We start from the raw sequence: 14,800 nt of genomic DNA, 5'->3' as shown, positions 1-14,800 counted from the left end.
AGCGTGCCCACCATTTTCCTCACAATTTCGGAAAGAAAGGTGGGCACGGCGCTGACGCCTTTGCCCACCCTACAAGAATTTATCCCACCCGCCATTCCGGCACGCCGTCGGCAGCCGTCGTGATCTCGCCGAGTGAGCCGACCGGTGTGCGGTCCATGTTGAGCAGATACGCCAGCGTCGCCTCGTCGCTCGCCGGAATCCGCGCCAGTGTGCGCCGGTCGTCGCTCGTGCGAAGCATGACCACGCCGTGCTCCACCTCGCCGCCACGGCCATAGAGCACCGTAAAGCTCTCGACCTTGCCCGTGCCGCTAGCCGCCGTGACGAACTCCGGCACCGCGCGCTTGTTGCGGTCGGCTACGGCCTGCACGCTGGTCTCCTGCGCCAGCACGTCGCGTGGTGGCGTCTTCGACACCAACAGGGCGTGGTGCTTGGTGACGAAGCCGCCCTGGCCATAGAGCAGGCCGAGTTTCGCGCCGTCGCGCAGGCGCCGCACCATCGCGCAGGCCGCATGCGTCATATAGGTGTTGAGCGGGGCGCCGAAGAAGGTGAGGCCGCCGTTCACGGTGGGTTGCACGTCCGGTCCCAGGCCCAGCGTTCGCCGTGCCATCTTCGGCACGCAGGGGAAGCAGCTATAGAGCTCGATCGCGTCGAACTTGCTGCCGTCGCCGCCGGCGAGATCCATCACGGCTTTCAAGACGGCGTTCTGCGGATGGCTCTCATAAAATTGGTCGCGCAGCAGATAGTCGCGCGGCTCCTCCGCCGAGGCGCCGCCGAGCGGGTACACCAGCCGGTCCTCGGCGATGCCGGCCGCACGCGCCTTGGCGAGGCTGGTGAGGAGCAGCGCGCCGCCCATGTTGACCGTGGGGTTGGCCACCATCAGTTTCGTGTAGGGCCAGGCGATCAGGCGGTTGTCGGCGGTCGGCGTCGTGATCTCCTCCGGCGCATAGCGGCGCTTCAACCAGGCGCTGGGATTGTGCGCGGCGGCCTCTGAATAGCGCGACCACAACGTCCCCGATTCCGCCATCGCCTCGCGCGGCGTCTGGCCCCAATGCGCCGAGGATGCCGCTTCATAGAATGGATAGACCGTAACGGGGCGGAATACGCCGAGCTTCACGGCGAGCGGCTTCTGGAACGCCGCGCCGCGCTTGGGCTCCTCGACGTCATGGGCGAACGGTGTCCACGGCAGCTTGGCGCCGGCGCGCTCGGCCTTGGTCGCGGTCGATTGCGCCTCGGCGCCGCAGACCGCGGCGACGGTGCATTCGCCGCGCGCAATTCGCTGCGCCGCCTCGTGGATATAGCGGATCGGGCTCTCGCCGCCGACCGGGCCGTAGTAGCAATGCGCAGGCGTAACGCCGAGGCGCTGCGCCAGCAGCTTCTCCGGGTCGCGATAGCGCCAACTCAGGAAGTTGACGACGTCGAGCGACTGCACCTCGCCGAGCAGCTTTGCGCCTGCATCCTGCTCCGCGCGGCGCAGCGCTTGCTCGAGCAGATCGAGCGGCTCGAGGCCCTCTGTGATCTCCTTGGGGCGGTCGATGATCTCACCGATGCCGACGATGACGGGGATGCGGTCTGGGGGAACGTTGGTCTTGTCTGTCATGACTTCAATTCACGGTGTTGATTGTTCGTCATTGCGAGCGCAGCGAAGCAATCCAGACTGCCGCCGCGGAAAGATCCTGGATTGCTTCGCTGCGCTCGCAATGACGGTGTGGCTGCTACTCCCCCACCAGCGCATTCATGTGCTCGACGGCTTCGGCAAATTCTTCCTTGAACTCCTGCACCACGGCGCCGGCCGACTTGACGCTGTCGATCAGGCCGACACCCTGGCCGACGAAATAGCTGACGAGATCGCGTGCCTTGTCGTTGCCGGCGGCCGCGGCGCGATCGATCGAGTGAAAGGCGTCGCGGCTGATGATGCTTTGCAGCGGCATGGGCAGCGCGCCCGGGCTCTCCGGCGCGCGGTCCCAGGCATCCGTCCAGACCGAGCGGAGTTGCCGAGCCGGTTTTCCCGTGCGGCCCTTCGATCGCACCGCATCGCGCGAGGACGCTGCGATCATCTTCTCGCGAAAAATCTCCGTGGTCTCGGCCTCGACGGTCGCGAGCCACACCGAGCCGGTCCAGACGCCAGCAGCGCCCATCGCCATGCAGGCGGCCATCTGCCGCCCGGTCATGATGCCGCCGGCCGCCAGCACCGGCACGTCGCGGATCGGCTTGATGGCCTTGATCACTTCCGGCACCAGCACCATGGTCGAGACCTCGCCACAATGCCCGCCGGCCTCGGTGCCCTGCACGACGAGGATGTCGACCCCGGCCGCAACTTGGCGCAGCGCATGCTCCTTGGCGCCGACGAGCGCGGCGACCGGCACGTCGTGCTTCTTGCCCATCTCGATCATCGCCTTCGGCGGCACGCCGAGTGCGTTCGCGATCAGCCGGATCGGATGGCGGAAAGAGACCTCCAGCAGTTCCATCGCCGTTTTGGTGTCGAACGGCTGCGGCTGGTTGTCGGCGACGGAGGTCGTCGTCAGCTCGATATCGTACTTCTTGAGGAGATCACGGGTATAGTCGCGGTGCCCTTGTGGCACGCGCGCCTCCAGGCTCTTCCAGGTGACGTCCTTCTCGCCCGCGGTCGAGATGTTCTCGGGGATCAGAACGTCGACGCCATAAGGTTTGCCGTCGACGTGGTCGTCGATCCATTTCAGTTCCTGCTCGATCGTCTCCGGCGTATGCACGGTTGCGCCCAGCACGCCGAATCCGCCGGCGCGGCTGACGGCCGCGACGACGTCGCGGCAATGGCTGAAGGCGAGCAGCGGGAACTCGATGCCCAGCATGTCGCAGATCGGCGATTTCATGATCCTCTCCCGGCGGCGTTTGCGCTGCTGTTGTTGCTGTTGCTGGCGCAGCATTCGACGCTAGCCCATCGTCGCGCATGATGCCACGCCGGATTTCGCCGTACATCTTGCGTGCAGGCGTCGCGTGGTGGGTAACGCATTCCGCTCCACAAAATAAGCGGTCAGAGCAACGCCGATTTGCCACTTGCGCTTTCGCGAGGCGAAGAGAATGCTGTCCGACAGCAAGCAATAACGAGGGAGCGCCCAGCGATGTCGTCAGCGGATTCGAGCCCGGCCCATGCAACCGAAGCCTACGACGTGGTCGTCGTCGGCGCGGGCTTTGCCGGCATGTACATGCTGCATCGTCTGCGCGGGCTTGGTTTCTCGGTGCGGGTCTATGAGCAGGGTGGAGGCGTCGGCGGCACCTGGTACTGGAACCGCTATCCCGGCGCGCGCTGCGACGTCGAGAGCATGCAGTATTCCTACTCGTTCTCGGAAGAGCTGCAGCAGGAATGGGACTGGAGCGAGCGCTACGCGCCGCAGCCGGAGATCCTGAAATACGCCAACCACGTCGCCGACCGCTTCGATCTGCGTCGCGACATCCAATTCGACACCCGCGTCGATCGCGCCGCATTCGATGCGCGCTCGAATAGTTGGTCGGTGACGACCTCTGACGGAAAAACAGTGAGCGCCAAATTCGTGGTGCTTGCGACCGGCTGCCTGTCGAATGCGCGCAAGCCTGACATCAAGGGCCTCGAGGACTTTGAGGGAGCGGTCTATCACACCGGCAACTGGCCCCATGAGCCGGTTGATTTCACGGGCTTGCGCGTCGGCCTCATCGGCACCGGCTCCTCGGGCATCCAGTCGGCACCTGTTATCGCGGAGCAGGCAAGGCATCTGACCGTATTTCAGCGCACCGCGAATTTTTCGATTCCCGCCCGCAACGCCGCGCTGACCGAGGAGGAGCGCAGCGCGTTCCGGAAAAACTATCCGGAGATCCGCCGCTTTGCCCGCGAGGTGACACGCAACGGCATCTATGCGCAGCAGCCCGATCGCGGCGCGCTCGATGACGACACGGACGCGAGGCGCGCCAAGTATGAAACGCGCTGGGAGCGCGGCGGGCTCACCTTCATGTATGTCTACAACAATCTCGCTCTCGACCGGGCCGCGAACGACACGGCCGCCGATTTCGTGCGCGGCAAGATCGCCGAGATTGTGAAGGACCCTGAGACCGCAAGACTGCTCCAGCCCGACAGCCATCCGATCGGCACCAAGCGCATCTGCATCGACACCGATTATTTCGCGACCTTCAACCGGCCGAACGTCTCGCTGGTCGATATCAAGTCCAACCCGATCGAGGAAATCACCGCGAACGCCGTCCGTGTCGCAGGCACCGACTATGAAGTCGATGCGCTGGTGCTCGCAACCGGGTTCGACGCCATGACCGGATCGGTGGCGAAGATCGACATTCGCGGCCGCGGCGGACACACGCTGAACCGGAAATGGGCGGAAGGGCCAAAGACCTATCTCGGCCTGATGAGTGCGGGCTTTCCGAACCTCTTCATCGTCACTGGCCCCGGCAGCCCGTCGGTGCTGTCGAACATGATCGTCTCGATCGAGCAGCATGTCGACTGGATCGCGGACTGTCTCGTCCACATGCGCAAGCATGGCCTCGCCGCGATGGAGGCGGGCAGGGCGGCTGAGGACAAATGGGTCGCCCACGTCAACGAGGTTGCCCATGGCACGCTCTATCCGCAGGCCAATTCCTGGTACATGGGTGCCAACATCCCCGGCAAGCCGCGCATCTTCATGCCCTATATCGGCGGCGTCGGCGTCTACCGGCAGATCTGCAACGACGTCGCGGCCAAGGGATACGAGGGGTTTGTGATGGAGCGGGCGGAGCAGGCGGGGGCGGCTGCGTCGTAGATGTCGTCATTCCGGGCCTCGCGAAGCGAGAACCCGAAATCCATTTCTCCGAGCATTCCCGCGGCGCGATGGATTTCGGGCTCGCCCTTCGGGCGCCCCGGAATGCCACGGTATGAGCGGCGGCCATGACGAAACGGGCAGGGTGTCCTCCCGGCGCTGCATTCCCGTACCCTTGCCAATCCCGCCCCGGTCGCTAGCTAACACCCCACGCGCCCTTCCGCGCCGGAGCATTTTCATGACTGACACCCCCGCCTACGTGCCGCCCAAAGTCTGGACCTGGAATAAGGAGAACGGCGGGCAGTTCGCCAACATCAACCGGCCGATCGCCGGTCCCACCCACGACAAGGAGCTGCCGGTCGGCCGCCATCCCCTCCAGCTCTATTCGCTGGCGACGCCGAACGGGGTGAAGGTCACTGTGATGCTGGAGGAGCTGCTGGCGCTCGGCTATAAGGGCGCCGAATACGACGCCTGGCTCATCAAAATTGGCAACGGCGACCAGTTCGGCAGCGGTTTCGTCGCGGTCAATCCGAACTCGAAGATTCCCGCACTGATGGATCGCTCCGGACCGGAGCCAATCCGGGTGTTCGAGTCCGGTTCGATCCTCTTCTACCTCGCCGAGAAGTTCGGCGCCTTCCTGCCCAAGGACATCAAGACCCGCACCGAAGCGATGTCCTGGCTGTTCTGGCAGATGGGCAGCGCCCCCTACCTCGGCGGCGGCTTCGGCCACTTCTACGCCTATGCGCCGAGCAAGATCGAATATGCCATCGACCGTTTCGCGATGGAGACCAAGCGCCAGCTCGACGTGCTCGACCGCCGGCTCGCGGACAACGAGTATCTCGCGGGCAACGAGTACACCATCGCCGATATCGCGGTGTGGCCCTGGTACGGCGCGCTCGCCAAGGGGCTGGTCTATGGCGCGGGCGAATTTTTGTCCGTGCAGGACTACAAGAACGTGCAGCGCTGGACCGACCAGATCGCCAAGCGTCCCGCCGTGAAGCGCGGCCGCATGGTCAACCGCGTCTCCGGCGACCCCGCAAGCCAACTCCACGAACGTCACGACGCAAGCGACTTCGAGACCAAGACGCAGGACAAGATCGCCGCGGCGGCGTCGTAGGTCACTTCACCTCGCCCCGCTTGCGGGGAGGGGACTCTCCGCGAGTTCAACTCCGATCGTTCGTGTGGAAAGAGCCCCTCACCCTGACCCTCTCCCCGTAAGAACGGGGAAAGGGAGAGGAGAGATCGTACCTCACGCCATGCTCAGCTCGTGGCGTCCGACCACCATCCAGTGCACCTCGTCCGGACCGTCGGCGAAGCGGAGGTGGCGCACGTCCTGATACATCTCGGCGAGCGGCGTCCAGTGCGAGATGCCGGTCGCGCCATGCATCTGGATCGCCTGGTCGATGATCTTGCAGGCGCGCTCCGGCACCATGGCCTTGACCATGGAGACCCAGACGCGGGCCTCCTTGTTGCCGAGCACGTCCATAGCCTTCGCCGCCTTCAACACCATCAGCCGCATCGCCTCGATCTCGCAGCGCGCCTGCGCGATGATCTGCATGTTGCCGCCGAGATGGGCGATCTTCTTGCCGAAGGCTTCGCGGGTGAGGCCACGCTGCACCATCAGGTCGAGCGCCTTCTCGGCCTTGCCGATGGTGCGCATGCAGTGATGGATGCGACCCGGTCCGAGGCGGAGCTGCGAGATCTCGAAGCCCCGGCCTTCGCCGAGCAGCATGTTCTCCTTCGGCACCCGCACATTGTTGAAGCGCATGTGCATGTGACCGCGCGGTGCGTGGTCCTGGCCGAACACGTACATGGGCCCGAGCACCTCGACGCCGGGCGTGTCGCGCGGCACCAGGATCTGCGACTGCTGCTTGCTCGGCGGCGCGTCCGGATTGGTCTTCACCATCACGATCAGGATCTTGCAGCGGGGATCGCCGAGGCCGGAGATGTAATACTTCTCGCCATTGATGACCCACTCGTCGCCGACGAGTTTTGCGGTCGTCGAGATGTTCTTGGCGTCCGAGGAGGCGACGTTGGGCTCGGTCATGACGTATGCCGAGCGGATCTCACCGTTGAGCAGCGGCTTCAGCCACTTCTCCTTCTGCTCCTTGGTGCCGACGCGCTCCAGCACCTCCATGTTGCCGGTATCGGGCGCTGAGCAGTTCATGGTCTCCGAGGCCAGCGGGCTCTTGCCGAGCTCGGCCGCGATATAGGCGTAGTCGAGGTTCTTCAGGCCCTGCCCGGTCTCGTCGTCGGGCAGAAAGAAGTTCCAGAGGCCTTCCTTCTTGGCCTTGTTCTTGGCCGCCTCCAGCAACTCGAGCTGCTTCGGCGTAAAGCTCCAGCGGTCTTCCTTGTTCTCGCCGGCCTTGGCGAACTCGATCGACATCGGATCGACGGTGTCGCGGATGAACCTCTTGACGTGATCATAGAGCGGCCGGACCTGGTCCGACATCCGCAAATCATTGAGTTCGTCGCCGGGGTTGAGCGTGTAGTTGGTGGTGCGGGGAATGTAGGTGTGTTTCGTCATTGTTCCTCCCGTTTCCCGTTTCGCTGAAGCGTGTTGGCTGCGAGAATAGTCGCAGCGCTGCCAAAGCGCGAGCGCGCATTTTTCACGAGAGCCATGCCACGCGATGGAATATCGCGAGAGCGTTTGAAATGTTGTTTGAACGGCGGCGCCAACACATGGCTGTCATTCCCCGCGAAAGCGGGGAATCCAGTACGCCGCGGCCTCTCCGTGAATCACCGACGCCTCTGGAACGCTGGATCGCCCGATCAAGTCGGGCGATGACGGCGGATATTGTGACGGGTGCGCGGTGCGTATAGTCAGCTTACCCCAGCCGATGCATCGCGCAGAGCTTGTTGCCGTCGAGGTCGCGCAAATAGGCGAGGTAGAGCTTGCCGGTCGAGCCCTGCCGGATGCCGGGCGGATCCTCGCAGGTCTTGCCGCCACCGGCGATGCCGGCGGCATGCCAGGCGTCGACCTGCTCCGGCGAGTTGCAGGCAAAGCCGATGGTGCCGCCATTGGCGGGCGTTGCAGGTTCACCGTTGATCGGCTTGGAGACGGAGAAGACACCGGCCTTGGTGATGTAGAAGATGCGGTGGCCGTCGACCCTGGCCGGCCGCACCTCGAGCGTACCGAGCAGCCTATCGTAGAACGCCTTGGCCTTGTCGAGATCGTTGGTGCCGACCATCACGTGTGAGAACATGTTTTGCCCCTCCTTGAGTTGGTAGCCCGGATGGAGCGAAGCGAAATCCGGGTTCGTTCAACGTCCATAGTCCCGGATTGCGCTTCGCTCCATCCGGGCTACGGGCTTGCAAACTCAAAACGCGGTATAGCCGCCGTCGATCACGAACGTATCGGCGGTGTGATACGACGAGGCCTTGCTCATGAGGTAGACCGCGATGCCGCCGAAATCGCTGGGCTCGCCGAAGCGGCGCTGCGGAATCCGCGGCATCACGTTGGCGACGAACTTTTCGTTGGCCATGATGCCGGCGGTCATGTCGCTCTTGATCCAGCCGGGCAGGATCGCATTCGCGGTGACGCCGTAGCGCGCGAGCTCGACGCCGAGCGCACGGACCACTGCATTGATCGCGGCCTTGGTTGCGGCATAGTGCTCGTTGCGCGCGGTGCCGAAGATCGAAGCGAGGCTCGAGGTTGCGACCAGCCGGCCGAAGGGATCGCCCGCATTGGCGCGGTCGGTCATGTGCTTTGCAGCGGCCTGGAACGCGTGGAACACGCCGTCGAGATTGGTGGCGAACATCGTGCGCCATTCATCCTCGGTGCGCTCGATGAAGGAACGCCGGCCACCGCCGCCGATACCGGCATTGGCGAAGCAGCCGTCGACCCGGCCGAACGTATCGAGCGTGGCCTTCATCGCGGCGTTGACGGAAGCCGGGTCGGTGACGTCGCAGACGCGGCCATCGACCTTGCCGGGCAGCCCCGCCATGCTCGCGGCGGCGATTCTGTTCTTGTCGGGATTGCGGCCCCAGATTGAGACGTTACAGCCCTGGCCGGCGAGCGCCTGTGCGATGCCAAGCCCGATACCGCCATTGCCGCCGGTGATTACGGCCACGCGGCCGGTGAGGTCGAAAATGTTCATGGGAAGCGTTTCCTGGTTTTGGCACGCCTGCGTGCCAGCCGGTGCCCGCAAGATTGTGCGATACGACGGTACGGTATGTTCAGTCCACCATGGACAAGGCCGCGCCAAAAATCAAATATGCGCTCCGGCAAAAGTAATTCCGGTCTGCGAAACATCGCAGGCGGCAACTGACGAGGAAGCGATGCAGTTCAAACACGTCACGCTCGAATTCGACGGACCGGTGGCCGTCCTGAAGCTCGACCATCAGGAGGTCATGAACGCGGTCTCGATGGACATGCTCGGCGGCCTGTCGGACGCGCTCGATGCGATCGAGGAAAAGAAGGAGGAGGTACGCTGTGTCGTGCTGACCGGCGCGGGGCGGGCGTTCTGCACGGGCGCGAATCTCCAGGGCCGCAACAACCAGTCGAAGAAGACCAAGGCCGGCGTGGCGCTGGAGACGAGCTTTCACCCGTTCTTGCGGCGCATCCGCAATCTGCATTGCCCGATTGTCACTGCGGTCAATGGCCCGGCCGCCGGCGCCGGCATGAGCTTCGCGCTGCTCGGCGATATGATCCTATGCGGGCGCTCGTCCTATTTTCTCCAGGCCTTCCGCCGTATCGGCCTAGTGCCCGACTGCGGTTCGACCTGGCTGTTGCCACGCCTTGTTGGCAGGGCGCGATCCATCGAGCTGTCGCTGATGGGGGAGCGGCTGCCTGCGGAGAAGGCTCTGGAATGGGGCCTCGTCAACCGCGTCTATGACGACGCCGTCCTGATGGACGAGGCGATGAAGCTTGCGCATGAACTTGCGAGCGGCCCGACGGTCGCGCTGTCGCTGATCCGTGAACTGTACTGGGACAGCCCGGAGAATTCCTTCGAAGATCAGCTCAATCTCGAATTCCAGTGTCAACTGCGTGCGGGCGACACGCAGGACTTTCGTGAGGGCGTCGGCGCGTTCCTGGAGAAGCGGCCGGCGCAGTTCAAAGGCAAATGATCGAAGCGGAGCTTTCCCACAGCGTCGTGCGCTGGTGCCCGGGTGCCACCGGCGCGAGCTGTGCCGCGAAGCTGTCCGGCGGCGCCAGCCAGGAAACCTGGCGCTTCGACATCGAGCATCCCGACGGGGTGATCGGCGCGATTTTGCGTCGCGCGCCGAAGGGGTATGGGGCCGCGCCGACGCGCGCGGCGGGCCTCGCCGCCGAGGCGAGGTTGATGCAGCTTGCCTATGAGGCCGGCGTGCCGTCGCCGTGGGTGCTCCACGTCCTGGTGCCGGAGGACGATCTCGGCATCGGCTTCATCATGCAGCGGGTCGAGGGCGAGACCATCGCGCGCAAGATCCTGCGCGATGACGAGTTCGCCGCGGCGCGGCCCATGCTGGCGCGGCAGATCGGTGGCGTGCTCGCCGGCCTGCACAATCTGCCGCAGGACAAACTGCCCGCGCTGCGGCAGATGACGGCGGCGAAGGAGATCGACGAGTTCGAGCGCGACTATCGCAGCCTGAACTGGCCCAAGCCCGTGTTCGAGCTCGCGCTGCGCTGGCTGCGCGACCACGATCCCGGCCCCTCGACTGAGGTGACGCTGGTGCACGGCGACTTCCGCAACGGCAATCTCATCATCGGCGCCGAGGGCGTGCGCGCCGTGCTCGATTGGGAGCTCGCTCATCTCGGCGATCCCATGGAGGATCTCGGCTGGGTCTGCGTCAATTCCTGGCGCTTTGGCGAGATCGACAAGCCCGTCGGCGGCTTCGGCTCGCGCGAGGAGCTGTTCGCCGGTTACGAGGCCGCGGGCCGCAAAGTCGATCCGGCGCGCGTGAAATTCTGGGAAGTGATGGGCACGCTGCGCTGGGGCATCATGTGCGGCGGCATGATGCAGCGGTTTCGCGAGGGGCCTGACCATTCCATGGAGCGCGCCATGATCGGCCGCCGCGCCTCCGAGACCGAGATCGATCTGTTGCGGCTGCTCGCGCCGCGCGGGAGGTGAAGCATGCAGGACGAACCGACGCCGATCGAGCTGACCAAGGCGGTCGCCGATTTCCTCCGCAACGACATTGCGCCGCTGATCTCCGGTCACCAGGCCTTCAAGCTGCGCGTCGCCATCAACATCCTCGACCTGGTCACACGGCAACTCACGCTGGAGGAGGGGAGCGACGCGAGAGAGGTCGAGCGGCTGCGCGCGCTGCTCGGCATGGACGGTTCGGTGACCGAGCTCAATCGCGCGCTCGCCGGACGCATCGCCAACGGCGAGGTGGATCTCGCAACGCCAGGTCTCGCCGAGCACCTTTGGCAGACCACGATGGACAAGCTGGTCGTCGACCAGCCGAACTACGCGTCCTACAAGCGGGAGCTGTCGCAAAATTCGTAGGTGGGTAGAGCGCAGCGAAACCCACCATCTCAATCCTTACTCTGCTCATTGATGGGTTTCGCTGCGCTCTTTCCATCCTACGCGCTGTACCATGAGCTCTCCCTGTCATCGCCCGCGAAAGCGGGCGATCCAGTATTCCAGAGACAGCGATGGGATATGGAGAAGCCGCGGCGTACTGGATGCCCCGGTCAAGCCGGGGCATGACAGTGGTGGGTGTTGCGGCGTCCGTCGTCGTGACGGGCGGAAAGCGCGTCACTTCCCCAGCCACTTCGGCGGCCGCTTCTCCGCGAACGCCTTCGGGCCCTCGATATAATCCTGCGAGGCCACCATCGCCTTCACTGCCGGATAGTCCCGCTGCTCGGTGATTGCCTGCTCCAGCGAGACGGCGAGCCCCTTCTGAATCGTCTGCTTCGACGCCCGGATCGACATCGGCGAGTTTTTGGTGATCATCTCGGCCCAGCGCAGCGCAGCCGCGAGGGCTTCACCCTGCGGCACCACCTCGTTGACGAAGCCGAGCTCAAGACCTTCCTTGGCGCTGACATGGCGCGCCGTGAGGATCATGCCCATGGCGCGCTTCAGGCCGATCTGGCGCGGCAGCCGGTGCAGGCCGCCGGCGAGCGCGGCGAGGCCGACGCGCGGCTCGGGCAGCGCGAAGGTCGCGTTCTCCGAGGCAATGATGAGGTCGCAGGCGAGCGCGATCTCGAAGCCACCACCCATCGCGACGCCGTTGACGGCGGCGATGATCGGCTTGTCGCAGTCGAAGCGCGAGGTCAGCCCGGCAAAACCGCCCTTGTCCCAACCGCGCTTGCCGCCCGCCGCCTGCCACTTCAGATCGTTGCCGGCGCAGAACGCCTTGTCGCCGCTACCTGTGACGATCGCGACCCACTGCTCGGGGTCGGCGGAGAAATCGTCGAACACCTTGTTGAGCTCGAAATGCGCGTCGATGTGCAGCGCGTTGTAGACCTCGGGCCGCGACAGCGTGACGATCGTGATCGGCCCCTTGCGTTCCACTTTGGAAAATTTCAGCTCCATGGTCGCTCCCGCATTTTTCTGTGGCAGAGAATATGGCTGCATAGTAGCGCGCGACCACGCTGCAACACCATCGAATTGCGCAACGCGCCTTGCACGCTTCACACGCCTCGGCTTGCTTGACTTGCGCGCGCTCTTCTCACCTTAATCGATCCAACCAGAAACACGCTTAGCGCCTTAACGCAAAACGAAAAAACATTCCGGGAGAGAACAGTGGATTTCTCATTGCCTGCCGATCTCGTCTCCTATCTCGGAGAGCTCGACCGTTTCATCGAGCGCGAGATCAAGCCGCTGGAAGAGGCCGACGACAACATCCGCTTCTTCGATCATCGCCGCGAATGGGCGCGCACCGATTTCGAGAATGGCGGCCTGCCGCGCCACGAATGGGAGGCGCTGCTGCGCAAGGCGAAGGACCTTGCCGATGTGGCCGGTCACCTGCGCTTTCCGGTGCCGAAGCAATATGGCGGCAAGGACGGTTCCAACCTCTGGATGGCGGTGATCCGCGAGCATTTTGCCGCCAAGGGTCTCGGCCTGCACAACGATCTCCAGAACGAGCACTCGATCGTCGGCAATTTTCCCGTCGTGACCATGCTCGACCGCTACGGCCGCGACGACCAGAAGGCGATGATCGACGGCTCGATCAGGGGCAAGTACCGTATCACCTTCGGCTTGACCGAGCCGCATCATGGCTCTGATGCCACCCACATGGAAACGCGCGCGGTGCCGGCAACGCGCGACAACGTCAAGGGCTGGATCATCAACGGCGAGAAGATGTGGACGACCGGCATGCATGTCGCCACCCATTGCGCGCTGTTCGCGCGCACCGGCGGCAATGACGGCGATGCCCGCGGCATCACCTGCTTCCTGGTACCGGCCAAGAGCCCGGGCGTGAAGGTCGAGGAGTACATGTGGACGTTCAACATGCCGACCGACCATCCCCGCGTGAGTTTCACCGACGTGTTCGTGCCGGAGGATGCGCTGTTCGGTGAGGTCGGCCGCGGGCTGTCGCTGGCGCAATGTTTTGTGCATCAGAATCGCATCCGGCAGGCGGCGAGCTCGCTGGGAGCGGCCGTCTACTGCATCAACGAGAGCGTGAGGTATGCACGCGAGCGAAAGCCGTTCGGCAAGGCGCTCGCCGAGAACCAGGCGATCCAGTTCCCGCTGGTCGAGCTTGCCACGCAGGCCGAGATGCTGCGCCTCTTGATCAGGAAGACCGCCTGGGAGATGGACAAGCTCACCGAGGAGCAGATCGAACGCACGCTCTCCGACCGCGTCTCGATGTGCAACTACTGGGCAAACCGCCTCTGCTGCGAATCCGCCGACCGCGCCATGCAGGTCCACGGCGGCATGGGCTACTCACGCCACAAGCCGTTCGAGCACATCTACCGCCACCACCGCCGCTACCGCATCACCGAAGGCAGCGAGGAGATTCAGATGCGCAAAGTGGCGGGGTTCTTGTTCGGATATATGGGGCCGGGGAAGCATTGAGGCGTTATTGCCCGTTATCTCTCCCAACGTCGTCCCGGCGAAGGCCGGGACCCATAACCCCAGGGAGGGGTTTGGCGCGAAGTGCCAACCACGAGTCTTCGCCAAACCCAATCCTGTGGGTATGGGTCCTGGCTTTCGCCAGGACGACAATTGAAAGCCGGGGGAGAGCGCCGGCCTCCTTACACAGTCCTGCCTTCCGCCAGGACGACACTACCCCCTCGCAGCCCGGTCCTTCTCGTTCTGCGCCATGATGCTCTCGCGCGCCTGCTTCCAGTCGTCGTCGCTCCAGTCGCGGAGCTGGTAGAAGTTGCCGCCCATCGCGAGCGCCTGCGCGCCGTCCATGGCGATGGTCTCGCCGTTGATCCAGTCGCAGCCGCCGGAGATCAGGAACACCGCGAGGTTCTGCAGCTCCTCCATGGTGCCGACGCGGCCCATCGGGTTCATTGCCTTGGTGCGCGCGCCGGCCTCATCACCGGGCTTGATGCGCTTGCTCATGCCCTCGGTCGGGATCTCGCCCGGCGCGATCGTGTTGAGGCGGATGCCGTGTTTGCCCCATTCGGTCGCAAGCGACATCGTCATGGCGTGGATCGCCGACTTGCTCATCGCCGACGGCACCACGTAGGGCGAGCCGTTGCGCACCCAGGTCACGGTGATCGAGACGACGTTGCCGGGTTGGCGCGCGGCGATCCAACGCTTGCCGACCGCATGCGTCACGTAGAACGTGCCGTGCATGACGATGTTGGCGACGGCATCGAAGCCGCGCGGCGAGAGCTCTTCGGTGCGCGAGATGAAATTGCCGGCGGCGTTGTTGATGAGATCGGTGAGCGGCGCCTCGCGAAAGATGTTCTCGACCATCTCCTCGACCGCGAGCGCGTTGCGGATGTCGACGCCGTGGCTGGTGACGCGGCCGCCATACTGATCCATCAATTCGGTCGCGGTCTCGTCGCAGACGATCTTGCGCCGCCCGCAGATGTGCACCTCCGCGCCGAGCTGGAGGAAGCGCGCCGCCATCGACTTGCCGAGACCCGTACCACCGCCGGTCACGAGAATGCGCCGGCCGGCCAGAAGATTTTCCTTGAACATGGGTGTTTCCCCCGTAGG

At 64.4% G+C, this 14,800-nt stretch carries 13 protein-coding genes; 6 read left to right on the top strand and 7 right to left on the bottom strand.

Going from position 1 to position 14,800, the window contains the following annotated elements:
- Positions 1–79 precede the first annotated feature (79 nt).
- Both MTR72_RS03745 and MTR72_RS03740 read right to left on the bottom strand, forming a co-directional pair.
- On the bottom strand, positions 80–1,597 hold the full coding sequence (locus MTR72_RS03745; RefSeq protein WP_280965087.1) for an acetyl-CoA acetyltransferase: 1,518 nt from the start codon (positions 1,595–1,597) through the stop codon (positions 80–82).
- A 115-nt stretch (positions 1,598–1,712) separates the two neighbouring features.
- On the bottom strand, positions 1,713–2,846 hold the full coding sequence (locus MTR72_RS03740; protein WP_280965086.1) for a nitronate monooxygenase: 1,134 nt from the start codon (positions 2,844–2,846) through the stop codon (positions 1,713–1,715).
- Positions 2,847–3,095: 249 nt separating this feature from the next.
- Between MTR72_RS03740 and MTR72_RS03735 the strand changes: the two genes are divergently transcribed.
- Entirely contained in the window at positions 3,096–4,751 is a 1,656-nt protein-coding gene (locus MTR72_RS03735) for a flavin-containing monooxygenase (RefSeq protein ID WP_280965085.1), read from the top strand.
- A 235-nt stretch (positions 4,752–4,986) separates the two neighbouring features.
- On the top strand, positions 4,987–5,865 hold the full coding sequence (gene yghU / locus MTR72_RS03730; RefSeq protein WP_280965084.1) for a glutathione-dependent disulfide-bond oxidoreductase: 879 nt from the start codon (positions 4,987–4,989) through the stop codon (positions 5,863–5,865).
- 132 nt (positions 5,866–5,997) lie between these two features.
- On the opposite strand, the gene MTR72_RS03725 is transcribed toward yghU, so the two are convergent.
- The 3 genes from MTR72_RS03725 to MTR72_RS03715 all read right to left on the bottom strand — a co-directional run bounded on the left by MTR72_RS03725 (position 5,998) and on the right by MTR72_RS03715 (position 8,848).
- The gene (locus MTR72_RS03725) at positions 5,998–7,275 is read right to left on the bottom strand and encodes an acyl-CoA dehydrogenase family protein (protein ID WP_280965083.1); all 1,278 of its coding nucleotides are present in this window, start codon (positions 7,273–7,275) and stop codon (positions 5,998–6,000) included.
- Between the two features lie 301 nt (positions 7,276–7,576).
- A complete protein-coding gene (locus MTR72_RS03720) occupies positions 7,577–7,954 on the bottom strand; it encodes a VOC family protein (RefSeq protein ID WP_280965082.1) in 378 nt (125 codons plus the stop codon).
- Positions 7,955–8,068: 114 nt separating this feature from the next.
- Positions 8,069–8,848, bottom strand: a complete 780-nt coding sequence (locus tag MTR72_RS03715) for an SDR family NAD(P)-dependent oxidoreductase (RefSeq protein WP_280965081.1) — start codon at positions 8,846–8,848, stop codon at positions 8,069–8,071.
- 181 nt (positions 8,849–9,029) lie between these two features.
- On the opposite strand from MTR72_RS03715, the gene MTR72_RS03710 reads away from it, so the two are divergent.
- The 3 genes from MTR72_RS03710 to MTR72_RS03700 are packed head-to-tail and all read left to right on the top strand — an operon-like array spanning position 9,030 to position 11,182.
- Positions 9,030–9,818 (top strand): enoyl-CoA hydratase/isomerase, encoded by a 789-nt coding sequence (locus MTR72_RS03710; RefSeq protein WP_280965080.1) that lies wholly within the window; start codon positions 9,030–9,032, stop codon positions 9,816–9,818.
- Positions 9,815–10,801, top strand: coding sequence for a phosphotransferase family protein (locus MTR72_RS03705; RefSeq protein WP_280965079.1), 987 nt, complete (start codon positions 9,815–9,817; stop codon positions 10,799–10,801). Before MTR72_RS03710 ends, MTR72_RS03705 begins: the two co-directional genes overlap by 4 nt.
- A gap of 3 nt (positions 10,802–10,804) precedes the next feature.
- A complete protein-coding gene (locus MTR72_RS03700; protein WP_280965078.1) occupies positions 10,805–11,182 on the top strand; it encodes a DUF6285 domain-containing protein in 378 nt (125 codons plus the stop codon).
- A gap of 252 nt (positions 11,183–11,434) precedes the next feature.
- On the opposite strand, the gene MTR72_RS03695 is transcribed toward MTR72_RS03700, so the two are convergent.
- Positions 11,435–12,214: an enoyl-CoA hydratase-related protein gene (locus MTR72_RS03695; RefSeq protein WP_280965077.1), complete on the bottom strand. Its 780-nt coding sequence runs from the start codon at positions 12,212–12,214 to the stop codon at positions 11,435–11,437.
- A gap of 210 nt (positions 12,215–12,424) precedes the next feature.
- Between MTR72_RS03695 and MTR72_RS03690 the strand changes: the two genes are divergently transcribed.
- On the top strand, positions 12,425–13,699 hold the full coding sequence (locus tag MTR72_RS03690) for an acyl-CoA dehydrogenase family protein (protein WP_280965076.1): 1,275 nt from the start codon (positions 12,425–12,427) through the stop codon (positions 13,697–13,699).
- 210 nt (positions 13,700–13,909) lie between these two features.
- Here the strand turns inward: MTR72_RS03690 and MTR72_RS03685 are convergent, their stop codons facing one another.
- A complete protein-coding gene (locus MTR72_RS03685) occupies positions 13,910–14,782 on the bottom strand; it encodes an SDR family oxidoreductase (protein WP_280965074.1) in 873 nt (290 codons plus the stop codon).
- Positions 14,783–14,800 lie beyond the last annotated feature (18 nt).

Source organism: Bradyrhizobium sp. ISRA442 (assembly GCF_038085055.1).
In the GTDB taxonomy this organism is placed as follows: Bacteria; Pseudomonadota; Alphaproteobacteria; order Rhizobiales; family Xanthobacteraceae; genus Bradyrhizobium.
Note: the sequence above shows the minus strand (reverse complement) of the source record. Positions and strands in the feature narration are given on the sequence as shown.

What these genes read in the sequence shown, in the direction of transcription:
- MTR72_RS03705 (WP_280965079.1), top strand. Translation starts at nt 9,815, where the DNA reads ATGATCGAAGCGGAGCTTTCCCACAGCGTCGTGCGCTGGTGCCCGGGT.
- MTR72_RS03685 (WP_280965074.1), bottom strand. Translation starts at nt 14,782, where the DNA reads ATGTTCAAGGAAAATCTTCTGGCCGGCCGGCGCATTCTCGTGACCGGC.
- MTR72_RS03720 (WP_280965082.1), bottom strand. Translation starts at nt 7,954, where the DNA reads ATGTTCTCACACGTGATGGTCGGCACCAACGATCTCGACAAGGCCAAG.
- MTR72_RS03695 (WP_280965077.1), bottom strand. Translation starts at nt 12,214, where the DNA reads ATGGAGCTGAAATTTTCCAAAGTGGAACGCAAGGGGCCGATCACGATC.
- MTR72_RS03740 (WP_280965086.1), bottom strand. Translation starts at nt 2,846, where the DNA reads ATGAAATCGCCGATCTGCGACATGCTGGGCATCGAGTTCCCGCTGCTC.
- MTR72_RS03710 (WP_280965080.1), top strand. Translation starts at nt 9,030, where the DNA reads ATGCAGTTCAAACACGTCACGCTCGAATTCGACGGACCGGTGGCCGTC.
- MTR72_RS03745 (WP_280965087.1), bottom strand. Translation starts at nt 1,597, where the DNA reads ATGACAGACAAGACCAACGTTCCCCCAGACCGCATCCCCGTCATCGTC.
- MTR72_RS03700 (WP_280965078.1), top strand. Translation starts at nt 10,805, where the DNA reads ATGCAGGACGAACCGACGCCGATCGAGCTGACCAAGGCGGTCGCCGAT.
- MTR72_RS03715 (WP_280965081.1), bottom strand. Translation starts at nt 8,848, where the DNA reads ATGAACATTTTCGACCTCACCGGCCGCGTGGCCGTAATCACCGGCGGC.
- yghU (WP_280965084.1), top strand. Translation starts at nt 4,987, where the DNA reads ATGACTGACACCCCCGCCTACGTGCCGCCCAAAGTCTGGACCTGGAAT.
- MTR72_RS03735 (WP_280965085.1), top strand. Translation starts at nt 3,096, where the DNA reads ATGTCGTCAGCGGATTCGAGCCCGGCCCATGCAACCGAAGCCTACGAC.
- MTR72_RS03725 (WP_280965083.1), bottom strand. Translation starts at nt 7,275, where the DNA reads ATGACGAAACACACCTACATTCCCCGCACCACCAACTACACGCTCAAC.